General features: G+C 61.0%; 20 protein-coding genes. 11 read left to right on the top strand and 9 right to left on the bottom strand.

All coding sequences use genetic code 11. The features are described from left to right. Window positions 1-16 precede the first annotated feature (16 nt). A complete protein-coding gene (locus tag V6F91_RS13390; RefSeq protein WP_093105259.1) occupies window positions 17-961 on the bottom strand; it encodes a DnaJ C-terminal domain-containing protein in 945 nt (314 codons plus the stop codon). Between the two features lie 292 nt (window positions 962-1,253). Between V6F91_RS13390 and V6F91_RS13395 the strand changes: the two genes are divergently transcribed. Beyond that, the gene (locus V6F91_RS13395; RefSeq protein ID WP_332765130.1) at window positions 1,254-2,522 is read left to right on the top strand and encodes an Hsp70 family protein; all 1,269 of its coding nucleotides are present in this window, start codon (window positions 1,254-1,256) and stop codon (window positions 2,520-2,522) included. Between the two features lie 123 nt (window positions 2,523-2,645). On the opposite strand, the gene V6F91_RS13400 is transcribed toward V6F91_RS13395, so the two are convergent. The 3 genes from V6F91_RS13400 to V6F91_RS13410 all read right to left on the bottom strand — a co-directional run bounded on the left by V6F91_RS13400 (window position 2,646) and on the right by V6F91_RS13410 (window position 5,020). After that, entirely contained in the window at window positions 2,646-3,659 is a 1,014-nt protein-coding gene (locus V6F91_RS13400; protein ID WP_332765132.1) for a hypothetical protein, read from the bottom strand. Between the two features lie 197 nt (window positions 3,660-3,856). Further along, on the bottom strand, window positions 3,857-4,162 hold the full coding sequence (locus V6F91_RS13405; RefSeq protein ID WP_332765134.1) for a PsiF family protein: 306 nt from the start codon (window positions 4,160-4,162) through the stop codon (window positions 3,857-3,859). A gap of 63 nt (window positions 4,163-4,225) precedes the next feature. After that, a complete protein-coding gene (locus V6F91_RS13410) occupies window positions 4,226-5,020 on the bottom strand; it encodes a helix-turn-helix transcriptional regulator (protein ID WP_332765136.1) in 795 nt (264 codons plus the stop codon). Between the two features lie 96 nt (window positions 5,021-5,116). On the opposite strand from V6F91_RS13410, the gene V6F91_RS13415 reads away from it, so the two are divergent. Continuing rightward, entirely contained in the window at window positions 5,117-6,004 is an 888-nt protein-coding gene (locus V6F91_RS13415; RefSeq protein WP_332765138.1) for a DMT family transporter, read from the top strand. A gap of 96 nt (window positions 6,005-6,100) precedes the next feature. Here the strand turns inward: V6F91_RS13415 and V6F91_RS13420 are convergent, their stop codons facing one another. From V6F91_RS13420 to V6F91_RS13430, 3 genes are all read right to left on the bottom strand, one after another. Beyond that, a complete protein-coding gene (locus V6F91_RS13420; RefSeq protein WP_332765140.1) occupies window positions 6,101-6,979 on the bottom strand; it encodes a triacylglycerol lipase in 879 nt (292 codons plus the stop codon). A 91-nt stretch (window positions 6,980-7,070) separates the two neighbouring features. Then, complete coding sequence (locus V6F91_RS13425) at window positions 7,071-7,376, bottom strand: multidrug efflux SMR transporter (protein WP_332765142.1); 306 nt, start codon at window positions 7,374-7,376, stop codon at window positions 7,071-7,073. Next, window positions 7,376-8,014 carry an FMN-dependent NADH-azoreductase gene (locus V6F91_RS13430; protein ID WP_332765144.1) on the bottom strand — a complete coding sequence of 213 codons (639 nt, stop codon included), beginning with the start codon at window positions 8,012-8,014 and terminating at the stop codon, window positions 7,376-7,378. Before V6F91_RS13430 ends, V6F91_RS13425 begins: the two co-directional genes overlap by 1 nt. A 108-nt stretch (window positions 8,015-8,122) precedes the next feature. Between V6F91_RS13430 and V6F91_RS13435 the strand changes: the two genes are divergently transcribed. Further along, a complete protein-coding gene (locus tag V6F91_RS13435) occupies window positions 8,123-9,052 on the top strand; it encodes a LysR substrate-binding domain-containing protein (RefSeq protein WP_332765146.1) in 930 nt (309 codons plus the stop codon). Window positions 9,053-9,144: 92 nt separating this feature from the next. Beyond that, complete coding sequence (locus tag V6F91_RS13440; protein ID WP_332765148.1) at window positions 9,145-9,678, top strand: ferritin-like domain-containing protein; 534 nt, start codon at window positions 9,145-9,147, stop codon at window positions 9,676-9,678. Between the two features lie 120 nt (window positions 9,679-9,798). On the opposite strand, the gene V6F91_RS13445 is transcribed toward V6F91_RS13440, so the two are convergent. After that, complete coding sequence (locus V6F91_RS13445; protein ID WP_332765150.1) at window positions 9,799-11,874, bottom strand: AsmA family protein; 2,076 nt, start codon at window positions 11,872-11,874, stop codon at window positions 9,799-9,801. Between the two features lie 384 nt (window positions 11,875-12,258). Between V6F91_RS13445 and V6F91_RS13450 the strand changes: the two genes are divergently transcribed. The 7 genes from V6F91_RS13450 (at window position 12,259) to V6F91_RS13480 (ending at window position 17,532) form a co-directional block, all read left to right on the top strand. Beyond that, the gene (locus V6F91_RS13450) at window positions 12,259-12,726 is read left to right on the top strand and encodes a hypothetical protein (RefSeq protein ID WP_332765152.1); all 468 of its coding nucleotides are present in this window, start codon (window positions 12,259-12,261) and stop codon (window positions 12,724-12,726) included. A 154-nt stretch (window positions 12,727-12,880) separates the two neighbouring features. After that, window positions 12,881-13,513, top strand: a complete 633-nt coding sequence (locus V6F91_RS13455) for a TetR family transcriptional regulator (RefSeq protein ID WP_332765154.1) — start codon at window positions 12,881-12,883, stop codon at window positions 13,511-13,513. 289 nt (window positions 13,514-13,802) lie between these two features. Next, window positions 13,803-14,303 carry an urease accessory protein UreE gene (gene ureE, locus V6F91_RS13460; protein ID WP_332765156.1) on the top strand — a complete coding sequence of 167 codons (501 nt, stop codon included), beginning with the start codon at window positions 13,803-13,805 and terminating at the stop codon, window positions 14,301-14,303. Continuing rightward, window positions 14,300-14,974 carry an urease accessory protein UreF gene (locus V6F91_RS13465; RefSeq protein ID WP_332765158.1) on the top strand — a complete coding sequence of 225 codons (675 nt, stop codon included), beginning with the start codon at window positions 14,300-14,302 and terminating at the stop codon, window positions 14,972-14,974. The genes ureE and V6F91_RS13465 overlap by 4 nt, the downstream gene beginning before the upstream one ends. Before the next feature lie 12 nt (window positions 14,975-14,986). Further along, window positions 14,987-15,601: an urease accessory protein UreG gene (gene ureG / locus V6F91_RS13470; RefSeq protein ID WP_095188302.1), complete on the top strand. Its 615-nt coding sequence runs from the start codon at window positions 14,987-14,989 to the stop codon at window positions 15,599-15,601. A 27-nt stretch (window positions 15,602-15,628) separates the two neighbouring features. Further along, on the top strand, window positions 15,629-16,201 hold the full coding sequence (locus V6F91_RS13475) for a HupE/UreJ family protein (protein WP_332765161.1): 573 nt from the start codon (window positions 15,629-15,631) through the stop codon (window positions 16,199-16,201). Window positions 16,202-16,398: 197 nt separating this feature from the next. Then, complete coding sequence (locus V6F91_RS13480; RefSeq protein WP_332765163.1) at window positions 16,399-17,532, top strand: AGE family epimerase/isomerase; 1,134 nt, start codon at window positions 16,399-16,401, stop codon at window positions 17,530-17,532. Window positions 17,533-17,625: 93 nt separating this feature from the next. Here V6F91_RS13480 and V6F91_RS13485 read toward each other — a convergent pair whose 3' ends face one another. Next, entirely contained in the window at window positions 17,626-18,390 is a 765-nt protein-coding gene (locus V6F91_RS13485; RefSeq protein ID WP_332765165.1) for an SDR family oxidoreductase, read from the bottom strand. Window positions 18,391-19,032: the final 642 nt, after the last annotated feature.

Here is a 19,032-nt window from a genome sequence, read left to right on the forward strand (position 1 = left end):
GGCTACTCCGTCGAATTCAGAAGTTCTCTCGCGGGTTGAACGCGGCTTTTTTCGCCAGTTCCTGCCACAGCGCCTTGACCTCATCATCGGCCGCTTTCGGCATCACTGCCTTGAGTTGCACAAACAGATAACCGCGCTCGCCGCTCTTGCTCTTCAAGCCGTGGCCCTTGGCGCGCATGCGCTGGCCGTTCTGGCTGCCGGCCGGCACCTTGAGGTTGATCTTGCCGGTCAGCGTCGGTACCGCCACCTCGGTGCCCAGCGCCAGCTCCCACGGTGCCAGCGGCAAGGTGATGATCAGGTTGTCGCCTTCGACATCGAATTTGGGGTGCGGCGCAAAGCGGATGGTCAGGTACAGATCACCGTTGGCCCCGCCGCCGACACCCGGCGCGCCCTGGCCCTTCAAGCGAATGCGCTCGCCATCGGCAACGCCCGCCGGAATCTTCACGTTGAGGCTCTTGCTGGTGTTGCTGACGTGCTGGCCATGCGCGTTGTATTGCGGCACCTGGAAGGTGACCTTCTTCGACTCGTCCGACAGGGTTTCCTCAAGAAACACCGGCAATTCCATTTCCACGTCCTGCCCTCGCCGCCCACGGGATTGCCGGCCTTCGCCGCCACCGAAACCGGGGCCGCGATTGCCGAAGATCGAACTGAAGAAGTCCGAGAAGTCGCCAGTATCGGCACCGCCGCCACCGAAGCCGCCACGGCTCTGCCAGCCCGGTGGCCCCTGGAAGGGCTGACCGTGCTGACCATAACGGCGCAATTCGTCGTATTCGGCGCGCTTGTCGGCGCTTTTCAGCGCTTCATAGGCTTCCGAGGCGTCCTTGAATTTGGCCTCGGCGTCCTTTTCCTTGCTGACATCGGGGTGGTATTTGCGCGCCAGCTTGCGATAGGCCGCCTTGATCGCCTTGTCGTCCGCTGTCGGCTCCACGCCGAGTATCTTGTAATAGTCTTTGAAGTCCATTGAAGGATCACCATCCGTTATCGATTTCGCGCCGTTGCCAGCCTGCGCCCGATTGGCACGTGCCGGGTTGACCGATCTCAAGATTGTGACCGGGTGGCGCCGCAGAAGTTTATCGGCAGTGGACGGCGGTTCTGCTGACCGCCGGTGTATCTGCCGGCCCATGCCAGCAAGTTTGGGGCGAACCGCAGGGTTTCAAGGCAACCGGGATGCGAAATAGCAGATGACCGGCCTTCGAATCTGGCGCGCACTGACATACACTGCGCGGCCGTTTTTTTGACCGGAACCGAAAGACATGAAAGACGCCTCTCCAGCCCGTGCCTGCGGCATCGACTTCGGCACGTCCAACTCCACCGTCGGCTGGCTGCGCCCCGGCATGGACACCATGATCGCGCTGGAAGACGACAAGATCACCCTGCCCTCGGTGGTCTTCTTCAATATCGAGGAACGACGCCCGGTCTATGGACGTCTGGCGCTGCACGAGTATCTGGAAGGCTACGAAGGCCGCCTGATGCGCTCGCTGAAAAGCCTGCTCGGTTCCAAGCTGATCAAGCACGACACCAGCGTGCTCGGCACGGCGATGCCGTTCAAGGACCTGCTCGGGCTGTTCATCGGCCAACTCAAGAGCCGCGCCGAAACCGCCGCCGGTCGTGAGTTCGAGCAAGTGGTGCTGGGTCGCCCGGTGTTCTTCGTCGATGACGACCCGCTGGCCGACCAGGAAGCCGAAGACACCCTGATCGAAGTCGCTCGCAAGATCGGTTTCAAAGAGGTGTCGTTCCAGTACGAACCGATCGCCGCAGCGTTCGACTACGAGTCGACCATCGAGAAAGAAGAACTGGTGTTGATTGTCGACATCGGCGGCGGTACGTCGGACTTCTCGCTGGTGCGCCTGTCGCCCGAGCGTCGCGCGATGGATAACCGTCACGACGACATCCTCGCCACCGGCGGCGTGCACATCGGCGGTACCGACTTCGACAAACAGCTGAGCCTGCAAGGTCTGATGCCGCTGTTCGGCTACGGCAGCCGCATGAAGAGCGGCGCGTACATGCCGACCAGCCATCACATGAACCTGGCGACCTGGCACACCATCAACTCGGTGTACTCGCAGAAATCCACGCTGGCCCTGGGCAGCATGCGCTACGACATCGAAGACACCGGCGGCATCGACCGGCTGTTCAAGCTGATCGAGCAGCGCGCCGGGCACTGGCTGGCGATGGAAGTCGAAGAAACCAAGATTCAGCTGACCCACACCGACAGCCGCCATGTGCCGCTGGATCGCATCGAAGCGGGGCTGAGCGTCGAGCTAAGCCGCACGCTGTTCGAATCCGCGATCGAAGCCTTGCTTGAGCGCGTGCGCGGCAGCGTTACGCAGCTGTTGAATGACGCCGGCGTCGCGGTCGATCAGGTTGATACGGTGTTCTTCACTGGGGGCTCCAGCGGCATTCCGGCCCTGCGCAACAGCGTCTCGGCCATGCTGCCGCAGGCCCGGCATGTCGAAGGCAATATCTTCGGCAGCATCGGCAGCGGCCTGGCGATTGAAGCCATGAAACGCTATGGCGTTTAGGGGCAGCTACAAGTTTTAAGCTGCAAGCTGCAAGTAAGAGCAAAAGCAAAAGCCACTGCGGCTCTTGCTTCTGCTTTTTACTTGCAGCTTGAAGCTTGAAGCTTGAAGCTTGAAGCTGCTTTTCTAAACCATTCCTCCCAGCTTCAATTCGCTCTTCAGGTACGCATAATAAATCGGTCCCGCCACCACCCCCGGCAAACCGAACGCGGCTTCGAACACCAACATCGCCAGCAGCAACTCCCACGACTTGGCACTGATCTGACCGCCGACGATGCGCGCATTAAGAAAGTATTCAAGCTTGTGGATAAAAATCAGGTAGCCCAGCGCTGCAATCGCTACCCAGATCGACAGCGACAGGCCGACGATGGTGATCAGCGTGTTGGAAATCAGGTTGCCGATCACCGGCAGCAGGCCGAGCAGGAAGGTCAGCACGATAAGGGTCTTGGTCAGCGGTAGCTTGATGCCGAACATCGGCAAGACCACCGCAAGGAAGATCCCGGTGAAGAAGGTGTTGAGCAGGGAAATCTTGATCTGGGCGAAGACAATGTTGCGAAACGCCTGCACCAACAGATGCAGACGATCAAACAGTGCCGCAGCCAGTGGCTTGCGTTTGGTCACGTCGGGGATGCGTTGCAGCGCAATGATCGCGCCGAGCACCATGCCGATCAGCAGTGTGACGAACATGTGCGCGGCGTCCTTGCCGACCAGTTGCAGGTCGGACAGGTGCTTGCCCATCCATTCGCCAATCGCTACGCGAAACTCCGCCGCACTGGCCGGCAGATAGGCGTCGATGAACGGCGGCAATTGCCCGCGCGCACGATCGACCACGCCCATGAACTTATCGAGGGAAGCGCCGGGATTTTCCGCTTCGTGCAACAGAAAACTGATCGCGCCGGCGAAGATCAGCGCCAGTACACTCACCACCAGCGTGCCCAGCAATGCCACCGCCAGCCAACGCGCGCGCCGACCTTCGATCAAGCGCTGCAACTGCGGGGTCAGCATGTTGACCAGCTCGAATACCAGCAACCCGGCCAGCAGACTCGGCAACAAACGCAGCGGCAGCACCAGCAGCAAACCGCCGAAAATGATGATGCAACTGACCCAGAACACGACATGACGCTGAGAAAACGTTGGCATACAGCCTCAAAACGAACGGCGTAAAAGGATGGGCAGTCTGCCAGCGATCCGGGGAGAGCACTAGGGATATGCGGGGTTTCGGATTTTCGCGCATGGCTTGCGAATTTTTCCCTCACCCTGGCCCTCTCCCTTTGGGAGAGGCCAGGGTGAGGGTCAATCTGGAGACGATCACATTATTGGGCGCACCATCGCACCGCTTATTTCTTCTTCAGACAATCACTCATGAACGCCTTGCGCGCATCGCCGGTCAGCGCTTTGGTTTTCGCGTCGGCATTGCAGGTGCTCATTTTCTGCTGCTGCGGAGTCAGGACCTTGCCGTCGTTGGCTGCCGGGGCGGCTTTGAGGCAAGTGCTCATGAAGGTTTTGCGCTCGTCGCCTTTCAGACTCTTGGCGGTCGCATCGGCATTGCAGGTGGTCATCTTGTTCTGTTGCGCCGTGGCGGCGAAACCCTGGGAACACAGGAGCAGACCGATCATCAACAACGGCACACGCAACATCTTCATGGAGTTTTCTCCTGGTTGCCGCACCGATGGATGCGGCCTCGGCACAAGTGTAGCCAAATCCTGTTACATCTTCCTGCCGTCCAGGTGACTGCGGCGATATTGCTCCGGCGTACACCCGGCCTGACGGGCGAACATGGCGATGAACGCCGAGCCACTGCTGTAACCGAGATCAAAAGCGATTTCCTGCACTGAGCGTGACGTCTCCAGGGCCTCGATCGCAGCCAGATAGCGCAGACGCTGGCGCCACTCACCGAAACTCATCCCCAGCTCGCGAACAAACTGCCGGGCCAGCGTGCGCTCGCTGACATGCACCTGCAGCGCCCAGTGTGCCAACGGCTGATTATTGCCCGGCTCAGCTTGCAGCATGTCGAGAATCGTCAGCAATCCGGGGCTGCTGGCGTATGGCAGGTAGCACTCGTGCACCGGTGCCTGTTGCAGTTGATCGACCAGCACCTGGGCCAGGCGCTGATCGGCATCGAGTTGCGGGATCTTCACGTCGCGGGCGGCGAAGTCCTTGAGGATCGCCTTGAGAATGTCGCTGATCGCCAGAGTACAGGCTCGCGTCGGCAGGTCCGCGCAGACCTTGGGATCGAGGCACACCGCGCGGTAGTTGACCGGTTGATGGCTATAGAAACTGTGCTCGACCTGCGGCGGCACCCACACGGCGTATTGCGGCGGTGACATGAAGCGGCTGCCATCGACATCCATGTGCAGCACACCGTGCGCCGCGTATTCCAGCGTGCCCCACGGGTGTCGATGCGGCGCGGCAAATTCGTGAGCGTTGAAATCGGCGTAGCGAAAGTACACCGCCGACGGCAGCTCGCTGAAATCCAGCAGATCGATATGTTTGCTGTTCATGCTGTCCGGTTGCAGAGGCAGGTTGTCCGGTTCGCAGTATAGGGCTGCATCCAGACAAGGGATAATCGCCGTTCATCAACGTACTGGTTTCAACTCATGCAATACGCGTTTCCACTGCTGGCGATTTTTATCTGGGCCGGCAATACCGTGATCAACAAACTGGCGGTCGGGGCGATTTTCCCCGCCGAGATAGGTTTTTACCGCTGGCTGCTGGCGGGTCTGCTGTTCACCCCGTTCATGCTCAGAGCGTTGATCGCGCACTGGCCGCAGATTCGCCCGAACCTGGGCAAAATTTTCGTCCTCGGCGTATTGGGCATGGCGGTGTATCAGAGCCTCGCCTACTTCGCGGCGACCCTGACCACTGCGACCAACATGGGCATCATCCTCTCGCTGATGCCGTTGATGTCGCTGGCCATGGCGATCATCAGCCTCGGGCAACGCCTGACCGCCGGGGCGCTGGTTGGCGCGGTGCTGTCGTTCGCCGGGGTTCTGGTGGTGGTGTCGTCCGGCAGCTTGGGTGCCCTGCTGCAACACGGGGTGAATCTGGGCGATGCGATGATGCTGATCGCCACGCTGGCCTACGCGATCTACAGCACGCTGCTGAAAAAATGGCAGCTGCGTTTGCCACCGCTGGTGCTGTTGTATTTACAGGTGCTGGTGGCGATCGTCGTGTTGTTTCCGCTGTACGCCGCTTCGCCGAAAACCGGATTGACCGTGCAGAACATTCCGCTGGTGCTGTATGCCTGCCTTCTGGCATCAATGCTCGCGCCGCTGGCATGGATGCAGGCGGTGCAGCGTCTGGGGCCGAGCCGCACGACGCTGTTCTTCAATTTGCTGCCGTTGATCACCGCGTTGATTGCGGCAGTGGTGTTGAAGGAGCAGTTGGCGATGTATCACTTGGTCGGCGGGTTGCTGACTTTGGGAGGGGTGGTGTTGTCGGAGCGCTGGACCACGGTGTTGGGGCGCAAAATCAGTGTCGCCTGATCCGCCCTATTCGCGAGCAGGCTCGCTCCCACAGGGGAGACGCATTTCAATGTGGGAGCTGGCTTGCCAGCGATGAACGATAACGCGGTCTGCCTGCTAACAGCCGGCCGCCTCCAGCCGCGCCGCATGCTCGACAAACAGCCGCACCGGATCCGCGCCCTTGCCGACCAGCCCCAGCGACTGGTTGACGATGTCGAAGTGGTCCAGCGGATAGTCATCGCCAATCACCGTGCCCAGATGCGAGCTGTAGCGCCCGACCATGCCGTCGCACTGCCCCGGCTCGCGCACGAAGGTTTTCGCAAACAAGCGGCAGCTGCGATTGGTCCCGTCGAACAGGTTGCCGCCCCGATCAGTCTTGCCCGGCTGCAACGTGCCCGACCAGGAGTAATAGCGTACGCCGTTGACCTCTTCCGGCCCGTGCCCGCCCCAGGTTTGCGGCAAGCCCTGTGGATAACGCTGATTGAACAGCGCCACACCCGCCGTGGTCAGCGAATGGTGCGAGGCGTGAATATCGACCGGCAGTTTCGGCCCGTGGTAACCGGTGTCGAGCAACGCCATGAGCCAGCCGACCCAGCGCAGCAGAGCTTCGAGGAGACGGCCCCTGGCGCTGTCGGCGGGATAATGTTTTTCCAGATGGTCAGCCAGTTCCGAACCGTGATTCGGCCCGGCCACGGACGTCACCGAGGCGACCAGATCCGGGCGTTTCGCGGCCACATAACGCGCGGTCAGCGCGCCCTGGCTGTGGCCGAACAGGTTGACCTTCGACGCACCGGTCTCGCGCAGGATTTCATCGATTCGCACCAGCAACTGCTCGCCACGCACCTCCGTCGAATTGAGCGGCGAGACCTGCACGGCAATCACTGTCGCCCCTGTGCGGCGCAACGCCTTGATGACGCCGAACCAGTACGGGTAGAGCAGCAGCCGGACAAACCCGAGCATGCCCGGCACCAGCACCAGTGGATAACGTGTCGACATCGGTGGACATCCTTGTGGTCGGTGAGTGGATGCAAGGTGTGCAAAACGCCCGCCAAGCATCCACGCGGATCATGACAACTGCACCACCAGCCTACTTCAGGCCCACTACCCCCGCCACAATCAGCCCCACCGAGAGCAGTTTGACCAGGGTCAGGCTCTCGCCCAGCAGGGCGAAACCGAGAAACACCGTGCCCAGCGAGCCGATTGCAGTCCAGATCGGGTAAGCGATGCTCACCGGCAAGTCGCGCATCGCCAGGGTCAGAAAATAAATCCCGCCAACCGCAGCAATCACGGTGATCAACGACGGCCATGGGCGAGTGAAGCCATCGGCGTACTTCATGCCCATGGCAAACGTCACCTCAAACCCGGCGGCGATCAGCAAGAACAGCCAGGCCATCAGAAGGTCCGGGCGAGGTCGAGCAGGCGTTGCTCGGCCTCGGCCACCGACACCGCAAAGGTGCGCTCGGCAGACTCCTCACCCTCGGCGGCGACGACCGTGACGTCGTTGATGCCGATGAAACCCAGCGCCGTGCGCAACCACGGATCGGCATGGTTCAAGGCCTCCAGCTCGCCGCCCGGACCGAAGCCAAAGCCACCGCGACTGGTGACGATCAGGGCTTTCTTGCCCTGCAACAATGGCGTGTACTGGGCGACACCGTTGTCCAGCGTGTGATCGAAGGTGAGCCCAAGACGGACAATCTGATCGACCCAGGCCTTGAGACCGCTGGGCACGTTGAAGTTGTACATCGGCGTGGAAATCAGCAGCAGATCGTGATCGAACAACTCGCCGACCAGTTGATCGCTCAACGCCAGATCCGCTTGCATCACCAATGGTCGCGCTTCAGGCTCGGGGTAAAACGCTGCCGCCACAAAGGCTTCGTTGACCGCAGGAATCAACGCGCGCCCGACCTCACGGCGAACCACCTGCGCCCCCGAATGACGCGCCTGCCAGGCACTCAAAAACCCTTCAGCCAACCGCCGCGAAGTCGACCGTTCACCCCGCGGGCTGCCATGCACCACAAGAATCCTGCTCATCTATAAATCTCCTGACTAGAATCTAACCACTTGACGCTTGCAGCTTGAAGCTGGCCGCTGCTTCATTTCAAATGAGCAAAAATCAGTCGGGATGAATTTATTTCATCCATGGAGTTGCGCATGTTCGCTTCGTTGCCGCTGACCGCCCTGCGTGCTTTTGAATCAGCTTCGCGGCTGCTGAGTTTCAAGGCTGCTGCCGAAGAGCTTTCCGTCACGCCTACTGCGATTTCTCATCAGGTCCGCGCGCTGGAGGACTGGCTCGGCGTCGCGCTGTTCGAGCGTCTGCCGCGCCAGGTGCGCCTGACCGAGGGTGGCGAACGCCTGTTTCGCAGCCTGCATGGCGCGCTGCTGGAGGTGGCGCAAAGCGTCGATACCCTGCGCCCGCAACGCAGCGGCAGCAGCCTGACGCTGTCGACCACGGCCGCGTTCGCCGCGCTGTGGCTGGTGCCGCGGCTCGGCCGTTTTTATGCGCAGCATCCGGACATCAACGTGCGCCTCGACACCCATTGCGAAGTTATCGATCTGCATCAGGACGCCAGCGTCGATCTGGTGCTGCGCTACAGTCTCGACGACTACCCGAATCTTTATGGCCTGTGCCTGTTCGATGAATCGTTCGGCGTTTATGGCTCGCCCGAACAAGTGGCGCTGGCCGCGCGACGCACGCCAACGCTGATCAGCGTGCACTGGTATAACTCGAAACTTTATGCGCACGGCTGGCAAGCGTGGTGCGCAAAGTCTGGCGAGAATTGGCTGAGTCCTACACCGGCCATCCGCGAATACGACGAAGAACATTACGCCCTGCAAGCGGCGATCGCCGGGCAAGGTCTGGTGCTGGCGAGCAATATTCTGGTGTCGCAAAGCCTCGCCAGCGGTGTGCTGGTGCCGTACCGCGGCGAGATTCAAGTCGATGGCGCCGGCTACAGCGCCTTGTGCGTGCCGGGCCGCGAGCGGCATCCGCCGGTGCGGGCCTTTTTCGCCTGGCTGCGTGAAGAAGCGCAGCGCTGCGGGTTGACGCCCCGGTCGGTGCAAATCGCATAAAACTTTTCGCCGCGCGCATCACTCACAGCATGGGTAGCGACCGCGTCAGCAGAACGTGGCGCCCATCGGATTAGCCTCCTGGAGAGACTCACATGAGCGACGACCTGCATTTGTCAGATGTACAAAGCCTGCGCGAACGTGCGCGCCAACACGTCGAAAACGGCGCCGTCACCGAGAGCTACAGCGCCAACCGCGAAGAGGTGCTGCGCTTGCTCAACGAATCGCTGGCCACCGAGCTGGTGTGCACCTTGCGCTATAAACGGCATTACTTCATGGCCACCGGCCTGAACGCCAAAGCCGCCGCCGATGAATTTCTCGAGCATGCAGTGCAGGAAGCCGAGCACGCCGACCGCCTGGCCGAGCGCATCGTGCAACTGGGCGGTGAGCCGGAGTTCAATCCGGACGTACTGTCGCGGCTGTCTCACGCGCAATACGTCGCGGGCAATACGCTCAAGGAAATGGTTTACGAGGACCTGGTGGCCGAGCGGATCGCCATCGACAGCTACCGCGAGATCATCCAGTACCTCGGCGACAAGGACCCGACCACCCGGCGCATTTTCGAAGACATTCTGGCCCAGGAAGAAGAACACGCCGATGACATGGCGGACATTCTGAAAGACCTCTGATCCATTCGAAACCGCCATCGCGAGCAGGCTCGCTCCCACATTCGAACGCGTTACTTCAGTTGAAATGCGTTCAAGTGTGGGAGCGAGCCTGCTCGCGAAGGGGCCGTCAAAGGCAACCGGTTACCGGGTGGGTTTGACCGTGACCGGCGCCTTGCCCTGCTTCATCTGTTCCAGCAACGGCGCGCACTGGTTCGGTTCGCCACCACTCGGCGCTACCAGCGCCAACAGCCCGGCCGCCGGCGCGGCGATCACACCCAGCGCAACCATGCCCGCGCCGCGCAACATCAATGGCACAGCCTTTACCCCGGCATCCGGCTTGATGAACTTGCCACGCACATACAGCGGCGAGCGCAGGGAGATCAGACGCCAGCCCTTGGATTGCGGTGTCACCGTCAGGTCCAGTTGCTCGGTGGCCATGTTTGCCGTGCCATCGATGTAGATGATTGCGTTCTCGGTATCGAAGACAAACAGCTGCGTAGTCGCCAGCCCGGTCTTGATATCGAAGTCGGCAGCAGCGCAATTGATCTTCACTTCCTTGTCGCCAAAGATCTTGCCGACCACATAATTGCCGACGTTAAGCCCGGCCAGTTCCATCAACTCGCGGCTGATCGCGCCGTCGTTGATCAACATTTTCAACTTGCCGTTGGCACCACCCAGCAGCTTGGCCACCGAGTTGCCGCGGCCGCTGATATCGGCGTCGCCGTTGAGCTCGCCGAAACTGGTCTTCATCGGTTCGAAGGTTGGGAACAATTCCTTGAGCTTGAACTTGCGCGCGGTCAAGCGGGCCCGGCCTTCCAGCGGTTCGGTGCGACCGTTGAGGCGAATCTGCGCATCCAGATTGCCGCCGGCCACGCCAAAGCGCAGCGGCTCAAGGCTGAGTTCGCCGTCGTCGAGTTTCAGATGAGTGTAGAGGTCGGTGAACGGCAGCTTTTCGCTGTGGACGATGCGCTTGCCGGTGAATTCAACATCGGCGTCCATCGCGCGCCAGCGATCGGTCTTGAACTCTTCGACCGGCAGCACCTTGTCGGTCGGTTGCTTGCTCGCGCCGCCACGGGCCTTTTGCTCGGTGTTGGAATCGGCGCCAATCAGCGGCGCGAGATCGGCGAACAGCAATTGATTGGAGAGCAACGCGCCGCTGAGTTTTGGTCGAGGCTGGCTGGCAACATAGGTCAGGTCGCCATGAATGTCGCTGTCGCCGATCTTGCCGTTGAATTTCTCGTACGTGAACTTTGCCCCTGCCTCGTCATGCAGCTTGGCGATCAGATGGCCGTCGGTGGAGTACGGCGGCGTGTCTGGCAGGGTCACGCCGGTCAGCGGGTAGAGATTGCCGAGGCTGGCGCCGGCCAGCTTCAGGCGCAGGTCGAGAGCGCCGAGGTTGCGCGGGTCGGTCAGGGTGCCGGCCAGTTCGATGCGGGTATCGCCGATCTGCGCTTGCGCCTGCAACGGGAAGGGCTTGCGCGCATCCTGCAATGCCAGCAGCCCGCCGATCTTGCCTTGGCCGGTCAGATTCTGGCCGTGATACTGGCCTTTGACCTTCAGCGCAAACGCATAATCCTGCGGCGCGCCGCCCTTGTCCTGCGCAGTTTTCGCCGCTTTGGCGCCGACGATGTCGCTGTACGGAATCGGCTTGCCGAGCGGATCGATCAGCACATCGAGACGGGTCTTGAGGGTCTGGTCATCGAGCGTGACGTGGCCCTTGTCGAACCCGATGGCGCCGATGTCGACCACCCAGTTCGACGGTTCAGCGTTGGGATCTTTCGGGTCGAACTTGAACACCCAGTTGGCGCGACCGTCGGCCAGGCGTTGCAGCTCGGCATTGGGTTCGGTCAAGTCGATGCGCGGAATCACCACGCGCTGCGCCAGCAAAGCCAGCGGCGAAATGCGCAGCTCGACCTTTTTCAGGGTGACCATCTGCGGCTGTTTCGACCAGTCCGGGTTACCCAGGCTCAGGTCTTCGGCGACTACATGCGGCCACGGCACCCAGGCGCGCCAGCCGCCTTCTTCAGGCTCGCGCTGCCAGATCACGGCCAGATTGCCATTGATGGCAAACGCGCGGTGCAGTTCTTCGGAGACTTTGCTGTTGATCGTGGGTTTGATCCGGTTCCAGTCGAAAAACACGATGATCAGAATCAGTACTGCGAGCAGCAATACAAGGGTGGCGAAGGTCCAACTGAAGATTTTTCCAGTGCGCGTCATGCACAAAGCTCCTGATCACGGCCGCACGCCTGGATCCCGACGCACAGTTTGAAACGGCAGACCGAAGCGGCCCCATGCAGTCTGTGACTGGCGAAAGGCCCGCAGGTTTAATTGAAAGGCAGTTTAAGCCATAAAAAGGCCAGCAAACCTGACCAATCGGTCGAGCAGTGTTACCGCGACCCGCACTTTTGCGAGGCGCGAGTGAGTCGAAAATACCCACCGCGGTGCAAAACCGCCGGCCGCAAAGGCCCGATCTAGAGCCCTCGAAGCGAACAATCAATTCTGTTGATTATTACCATTGCGTTTATGAACTTTTATATCGACTTATCGAGAGTAGCATTGCCCTCGTACCCACTTTATCGCCCTCCCAAGGAGCAACCCATCATGAAACGCCAATTACTGCTCAGCCTTACCCTGTCGATGCTAGCCAGCACTGCTTTCGCCCTGCCCGCTGCCGATCAGGCGACCCCGCAAGTCAAATCCAGCTACTCGGTATTCAGCCAGACCGTAGCTGCCGATGGTTCCGACCGCACTCCACAAGGCCAGACCCTGGCTGAAGGCGGCCGTGATCGTCTGGAAGAGAAAGGTCTGGTGCAGGACGGCTCCGATCGCACTCCACAAGGCCAAGCCCTGGCGTCCGACGGTAGCGAACGTACTCCACAAGGCCAGACCCTGGCGTCCGACGGTAGCGACCGCACTCCACAGGGCCAGACCCTGGCATCCGATGGTAGCGACCGTACCCCACAAGGCCAGACCCTGGCTGACGATGGCTTCGATAAAACCCCACTGGGTCAGGCAATCGCTGAAGGCGGTGGTGAACGTGTGATCGAACGCAACAGTGCCTTGAGCTAAGCCCATGGTGGCCTCGAAAAAAAGCCCAATCCCCGGATTGGGCTTTTGACTTTTCTGCCCCGCTGCAACGCCTGCCCCGCCTTCTCCCGTTCGACGCCGGCAAAGCCGATTTGCTAGAGTGCGACGCTTGTCCTGCCAAAGAACACGCCCTGCGATGCTGCCCCGCGCCGAACAGAAACAACAGACCCGCAACGCTCTGATGGACGCTGCCCGCCACTTGATGGAAAGCGGCCGCGGTTTTGGCAGCCTGAGCCTGCGTGAAGTCAGCAAAACCGCCGGCATCGTACCCACCGGTTTCTATCGACATTTTGCCGACATGGACGAACTCGGCCTGGTGCTGGTCAGCGAAGTCGGCCAGACCTTCCGCGAAACCATCCGCCTGGTGCGCCACAACGAATTCGTCATGGGCGGCATTATCGATGCTTCGGTGCGGATCTTCCTTGATGTAGTCAGCGCCAACCGTTCGCAATTCCTGTTTCTGGCCCGCGAACAATATGGCGGCTCGCTGCCGGTGCGTCAGGCGATTGGCCGCTTGCGCGAGAACATCAGCGCCGACCTCGCCGCAGATCTGGCGTTGATGCCCAAACTGCAACATCTGGACATCTCCGGTCTGAGCGTGATGGCCGACCTGATCGTCAAATCCGTATTCGCCACCCTGCCAGACATCATCGACCCGCCGGCCGAAGCCTTGCCCGAGCATCTGACCCCGCAAGCGAAGATCACCCAGCAGCTGCGCTTCATCTTTATCGGGCTCAAGCACTGGCAGGGGTTGGGCAGTACCGAATAACCGCAGCCACCCCCATCTCTATGTAGGAGTGAGCCTGCTCGCGATAGCTGTACGCCAAGCGAAGCATCGCTATCTGACACACCGCTTTCGCGAGCAGGCTCACGCCTACAAAGGTGCAGCACCGCCGCATTGATTTGGTGCATGACAAATTCTTCACGCACCAAAAGCTTCCAGAAACCTCCCGCCTGTTGAAAGATCGGCCTCGCGCCGACAGCCATTTCCTACGGATCGGCCGATTGGCGCGGCCCTTGCTCTAGCCTGATCATTGTCCATAGCTGGAAGATTTCCGATGCTGGTGATTCACCGCAGAATCGACCCTCAACCCGTCTGGGCCGCCGAGTTGCACCTGACCTTCGAAGCGCGCAGCAAGAGCCGCTTGCGCTGTTTCAGTGCCGAGGGCGAAGACGTCGGGTTGTTTTTGGAGCGCGGCCAGCCACCGCTGTATGACGGCGAATGCCTGCAAGCCGAGGACGGCCGCATCGTCCGCGTCTGCGCCCGTTCCGAGCAACTGCTGCACGTCACCTGCGCCAACGCGTTTGAACTGACCCGCGCCGCCTATCACTTGGGCAATCGTCACGTTGCCTTGCAAGTCCGCGATGGCTGGTTGCGCCTGCTTGATGACTACGTGCTCAAAGCCATGCTTGAGCAACTGGGGGCCCAGGTCACCGCCATCGAAGCGCCGTTCCAGCCGGAACACGGTGCCTACGGCGGCGGCCATCATCATTCACGCCATGGCGACGAAGACTTCAACTACGCGCCGAAACTCCATCAGTTCGGCGTACGCCTGTGAATCCGGCCTGGGCGCTGCTGCGCCTGGCCAGTCCGCAGTTGCCGATTGGTGGCTACAGCTATTCCCAAGGCCTGGAGATGGCAGTGGACAACGGCCGGGTCAATAACCCCGACAGCGCACGCCGCTGGATCAGTGATCAGTTGCTGCTCAACCTCGCGCGCTTCGAGGCGCCGCTGCTGCTTGCGCACTGTCAGGCGGCCGCCGAGGAAAACTGGGCCGAGTTGCTGCAGATCTGCGAACGCCATCGCACCAGTCGCGAAACCCGCGAGCTGCATCTGGAAAGCCGACAGATGGGCTACTCGTTGCAGCAACTGCTCAACGGCTTGCCGGAGCTCGACGCGCCTGCGCGTGCCTTTCTTGAGCAATGCGCCGAACCGCACCTGGCCCTTGGCTGGGCGCTGGCCGCGCGCGCCTGGCAAATCAGCCCGCAGGATGCCCTCGCCGCGTGGCTGTGGAGCTGGCTGGAAAACCAGCTCGCGGTGCTGATGAAAACCCTGCCGCTGGGCCAGCAAGCCGCGCAGCGCCTGACGAGCGAACTGCTGCCGCTGCTGCAACAAGCGCAGCAGGACGCGACCCGCATTGATCCCGATCACCTCGGCAGCGCCGCATTCGGCCTGTCCCTGGCGTGCATGGCCCATGAGCGCCAGTACAGCCGCCTCTTCCGCTCTTAGGAGAAACATCAGATGAATACACAACCTCTGCGCGTCGGCATCGGCGGCCCGGTCGGTTCCGGCAAAACCGCATTGACCCTGGCCCTGTGCCTGGCCCTGCGCGAGCGCTACAACCTCGCTGTGGTGACCAACGACATCTACACCCGCGAAGACGCCGATTTTCTCGTGCGCAACGAAGCCCTCGCCCCGGAGCGGATCATCGGCGTGGAAACCGGCGGCTGCCCGCACACGGCGATCCGCGAAGACGCCTCGATCAACCTCGAAGCAGTCGATCAACTGAACCGGCGTTTTCCAGGCCTCGATCTGATTCTGGTGGAGTCCGGTGGCGACAATCTTTCGGCGACCTTCAGCCCGGAACTGTCCGACCTGACCATTTACGTAATCGACGTTTCTGCCGGCGACAAGCTGCCGCGCAAGGGTGGTCCGGGTATCTGCAAGTCCGACCTGCTGGTGATCAACAAGATCGACCTGGCGCCGCTCGTGGGTGCATCGCTGGAAATGATGGACAGCGACACAAAGCGCATGCGCAACGGCAAGCCGTTCGTTTTCAGCAACCAGAAAACCGGCCAGGGCCTTGAGCAGATCATCGCCTTCATCGAACGCCAAGGCCTGCTGAGCGCAGCCTGATCCACCTATCAACAAGGAAGCTTATCCATGACACTCAAACGCATTCTTGGCGCCGTTGCGCTGCTGCTGACCCCGGCGCTGGCCTTTGCTCATCCCGGCCATGGCGACAGCGGCCTGATCGCCGGCATCAGCCACCCGATCGGCGGCCTCGACCATTTGCTGGCAATGCTCGCCGTCGGTTTGTGGGCGGCGCAACAGCAAGGCGCGGCACGCTGGGCGCTGCCATGCACGTTTGTCGGCACCATGCTGCTTGGCGGCGTGCTGGGTTTTGAAGGGCTGCAATTGCCGGCGCTGGAAAGCGGGATTGCCGCGTCGGTGCTGGCGCTGGGTCTGGCGGTGGCCCTGGCGGTCCGTCCGCCGCTGGTCATGGCGGTGGCCGCGACTGCCCTGTTTGCGCTGTTCCATGGCGTGGCGCACGGGCTGGAACTGCCGGAGATGAGCAGCCCGTGGGCGTATGCGGCTGGTTTCGTTGCCGCGACTGCAGCGTTGCATGCCGTCGGTTACGGCGTGGTGCGCTTCTTGCCTCAAGCTGCTGCACCGTTAGTGCGTCTTGCAGGTGCTGCCTCAGCAATCACAGGCGCGTGGCTGCTGGCAGGCTAATTTCCATCGTCTGAACTGGCCTCATCGCTGGCAAGCCAGCTCCCAGAGGTTATTGGGTAAGTCCACCATTGGGTGAGCACCCAATATCCTTGTGGGAGCTGGCTTGCCAGCGATGACGGCCGATCAGACACCAAACCTTTAACGGCTGCCTCTCTGCTACCATGTCGCGCAATCGCCCCAGCCCGTGACGCCCGCCCATGCCCCACGCTTGCCGTTCCACCGCCCTGCCCGAATTGTCCGCCCTGTTTGCCAAGGTGCAGCAGCATTTTCTGCACGTCATCGTGCCGCTTTGGCAAGGGCCGGGCTGGAATGCCGACATGGCGTTGCCGTACGAGGCGTTGGACGCCGCACAGCAACCGCTGCCCGTGCAGCGCTATCGGGCCATGGCCTGCGCACGGCAGCTGTACCTGTTTTCCAGCCTGATCGGGGTTGTGGATAACGCTGAAGTTCGCGCGGCGGCGCTGTTTCGTTCGCTGCAACGGCATTTTCACGACGCCGAGCACGGCGGCTGGTTCTACAGTATCGATGCCCAGGGCAAGCCGCTGGATCAGCGCAAAGACCTCTACACCCACGCCTTCATTCTGTTCGCCTGCGCGCATTACTGGGCGAAGTCCGCTGATCCGCTGGCCCAGTCGACTTTGAATGCCGCGCTGGAAATCATCGGCCGTCGCTTCGCCACCGGCGATGGTTTGTATGAGGCGTGTCTGGATCGCGACTGGATGACGCTGCAAACCGGTCCGCTGCAAAACCCGCTGATGCATCTGGCCGAAGCGTTCCTCGCGACGCTGGCCGTGCGCGAAGACCCGCAGACGCAAATGGACCTGCGCGAGTTATGCACAGCCATGCACAAGCACTTCGTCGATCCGCAATATGGCGTGTTGATGGAGAAGCCGCTCGGCGCTGTGGATAACTGGTACGAACCGGGCCATCAGTTCGAATGGTATTTCCTGCTGCAATCCTCGCCGCTGCTACGCGATTCGAAATTGCACCGGGCGCTGGATCGCGCATTTGCCTTTACCGAGCAATACGGCGTGCTTGAAGCCTGCGGCGCGGTGCGCGCCATGCTTGATCTGGAAAGCAACGGCCGGCCACGGGATTCGACCCAGCGAATCTGGGCTCAGGCGGAATACCTGCGCGCGCTGACGTTGCGCCCGGACAGTGACGCGGCGGTGCTGCGCCAATTGCAGGCGTTGCAGCAGCGGTTTCTGCATGCCAGCGGCTGGTATGAGTGTCGGGATGAGCAGGGGGAAGTCAGTCGCAAGGACATGCCTTCCACTACGCCATATCACTTGGCGACGTGCTACAGCGGTCTGGCTGAATATTTGCGCTGAGCTATAGATCGCTTTCGCGAGCAGGCTCGCTCCCACATTGGATTGCGTTCCCCTGTGGGAGCGAGCCTGCTCGCGAATGGCTTCAGCGCGGTGTCAGGCCTTGTTCCGCTCAATGGCAAACCCGGCCCAGGTCTGGCTCACCGGCATCAGCTCAAGGCTGTTGATGTTGATGTGCGCTGGCGTGTTCATCACCCAGAAAATTGTTTCGGCGATGTCTTGCGGCTGGATCGGCTCGGCGCCCGCGTAGGTCGCGTTGTAGCGCTCCTGATCACCGGCGAAACGCACCAGCGAGAACTCGCTTTCACACAGCCCCGGCTCGATGTTGCTGACCCGCACGCCGGTACCCTGCAAGTCGCAGCGCAGGTTCAGCGAGAACTGTTTGACGAAGGCCTTGGTCGCGCCATACACGTGGCTGCCCGGATACGGGTAATTACCGGCGATGGAGCCAAGGTTGATGATGCCGGCGCCGCGGCCATGTCCGATCAGGCGCGGCAGCAACAGACGCGTGGCGTACATCAGACCCTTGACGTTGGTGTCGACCATGGTGTCCCAGTCATCCAGATCGCATTTCGGCGCCGGATCGACGCCGAGCGCCAGGCCGGCGTTGTTGATCAGGCCGCGCAGGGTGGCGAACGACGGCGGCAGATTGGCAATCGCCGCCTCCATCGCCTTGCGATCACGCACATCAAGCACCAGACCATGCACTTCGGTCTGCTTCGACAGTTCGGCGCACAGCGCATTGAGGCGATCTTCACGACGGCCGGTCAGCACCAGTTTCCAGCCAGCCTCGGCAAAACGACGGGCACAGGCTTCACCAAAACCGGAGGTCGCGCCGGTGATAAACAGGGTGTTGGACATCGTGTTCTCCTTGCTTCGGCCACCACGGCAGCCCTTGGAATAGAAAATCAGCAGGCAGCATGCCCGCCCGCGCTTTTACGGGCAACTGCCACGCGCTGTACAAAAAACAATCAAGCGTGCCAACGCCATAGCCGCCGTGGCCTGTAGCCATGTACGCGCATGTTATCCACAGTCCGTTCCACAGTTTTCGGGGGCAAGTGAAAATGCGCAAAGCCCCGCCACGCAAGGCTTTGCGGGCGAAACAGAAAGTTTTTTGCTTGACCCGGCAGCGGCAGTTATGCACGACAGGGCATCGTGCACGATAAAGCGCTCAGCGCAGTGATTGCGCAAGGCCAGTGCTGACGGCCCTTGGCGCGGTCTTTCCAGAGTTTAATCACAGACTTATCCACAGGCCTGGGTACGGCAGATGAGACGTGCTCACGGCACGATAAAAGGGTTGACAATGGCGCGTGTCGCTCTCTGCAAATCGCCTGTTCAAAAAATGATCAGGCCGCTGCAAGCCACGTAGATTATAGCCTTCAGCCGAATACACCCACGTTATTCACAGCCAGTTCCACAGCAAACGGGGACAAGTCAAAACTGTGGAAAAACAGCTGTTTGCAGCGTCTATATGTCGCGCTTTGGCAGCTTGGTGGATTTGTT

It is taken from the genome of Pseudomonas koreensis (assembly GCF_036668835.1).
Classification (GTDB): domain Bacteria; phylum Pseudomonadota; class Gammaproteobacteria; order Pseudomonadales; family Pseudomonadaceae; genus Aquipseudomonas; species Aquipseudomonas koreensis_I.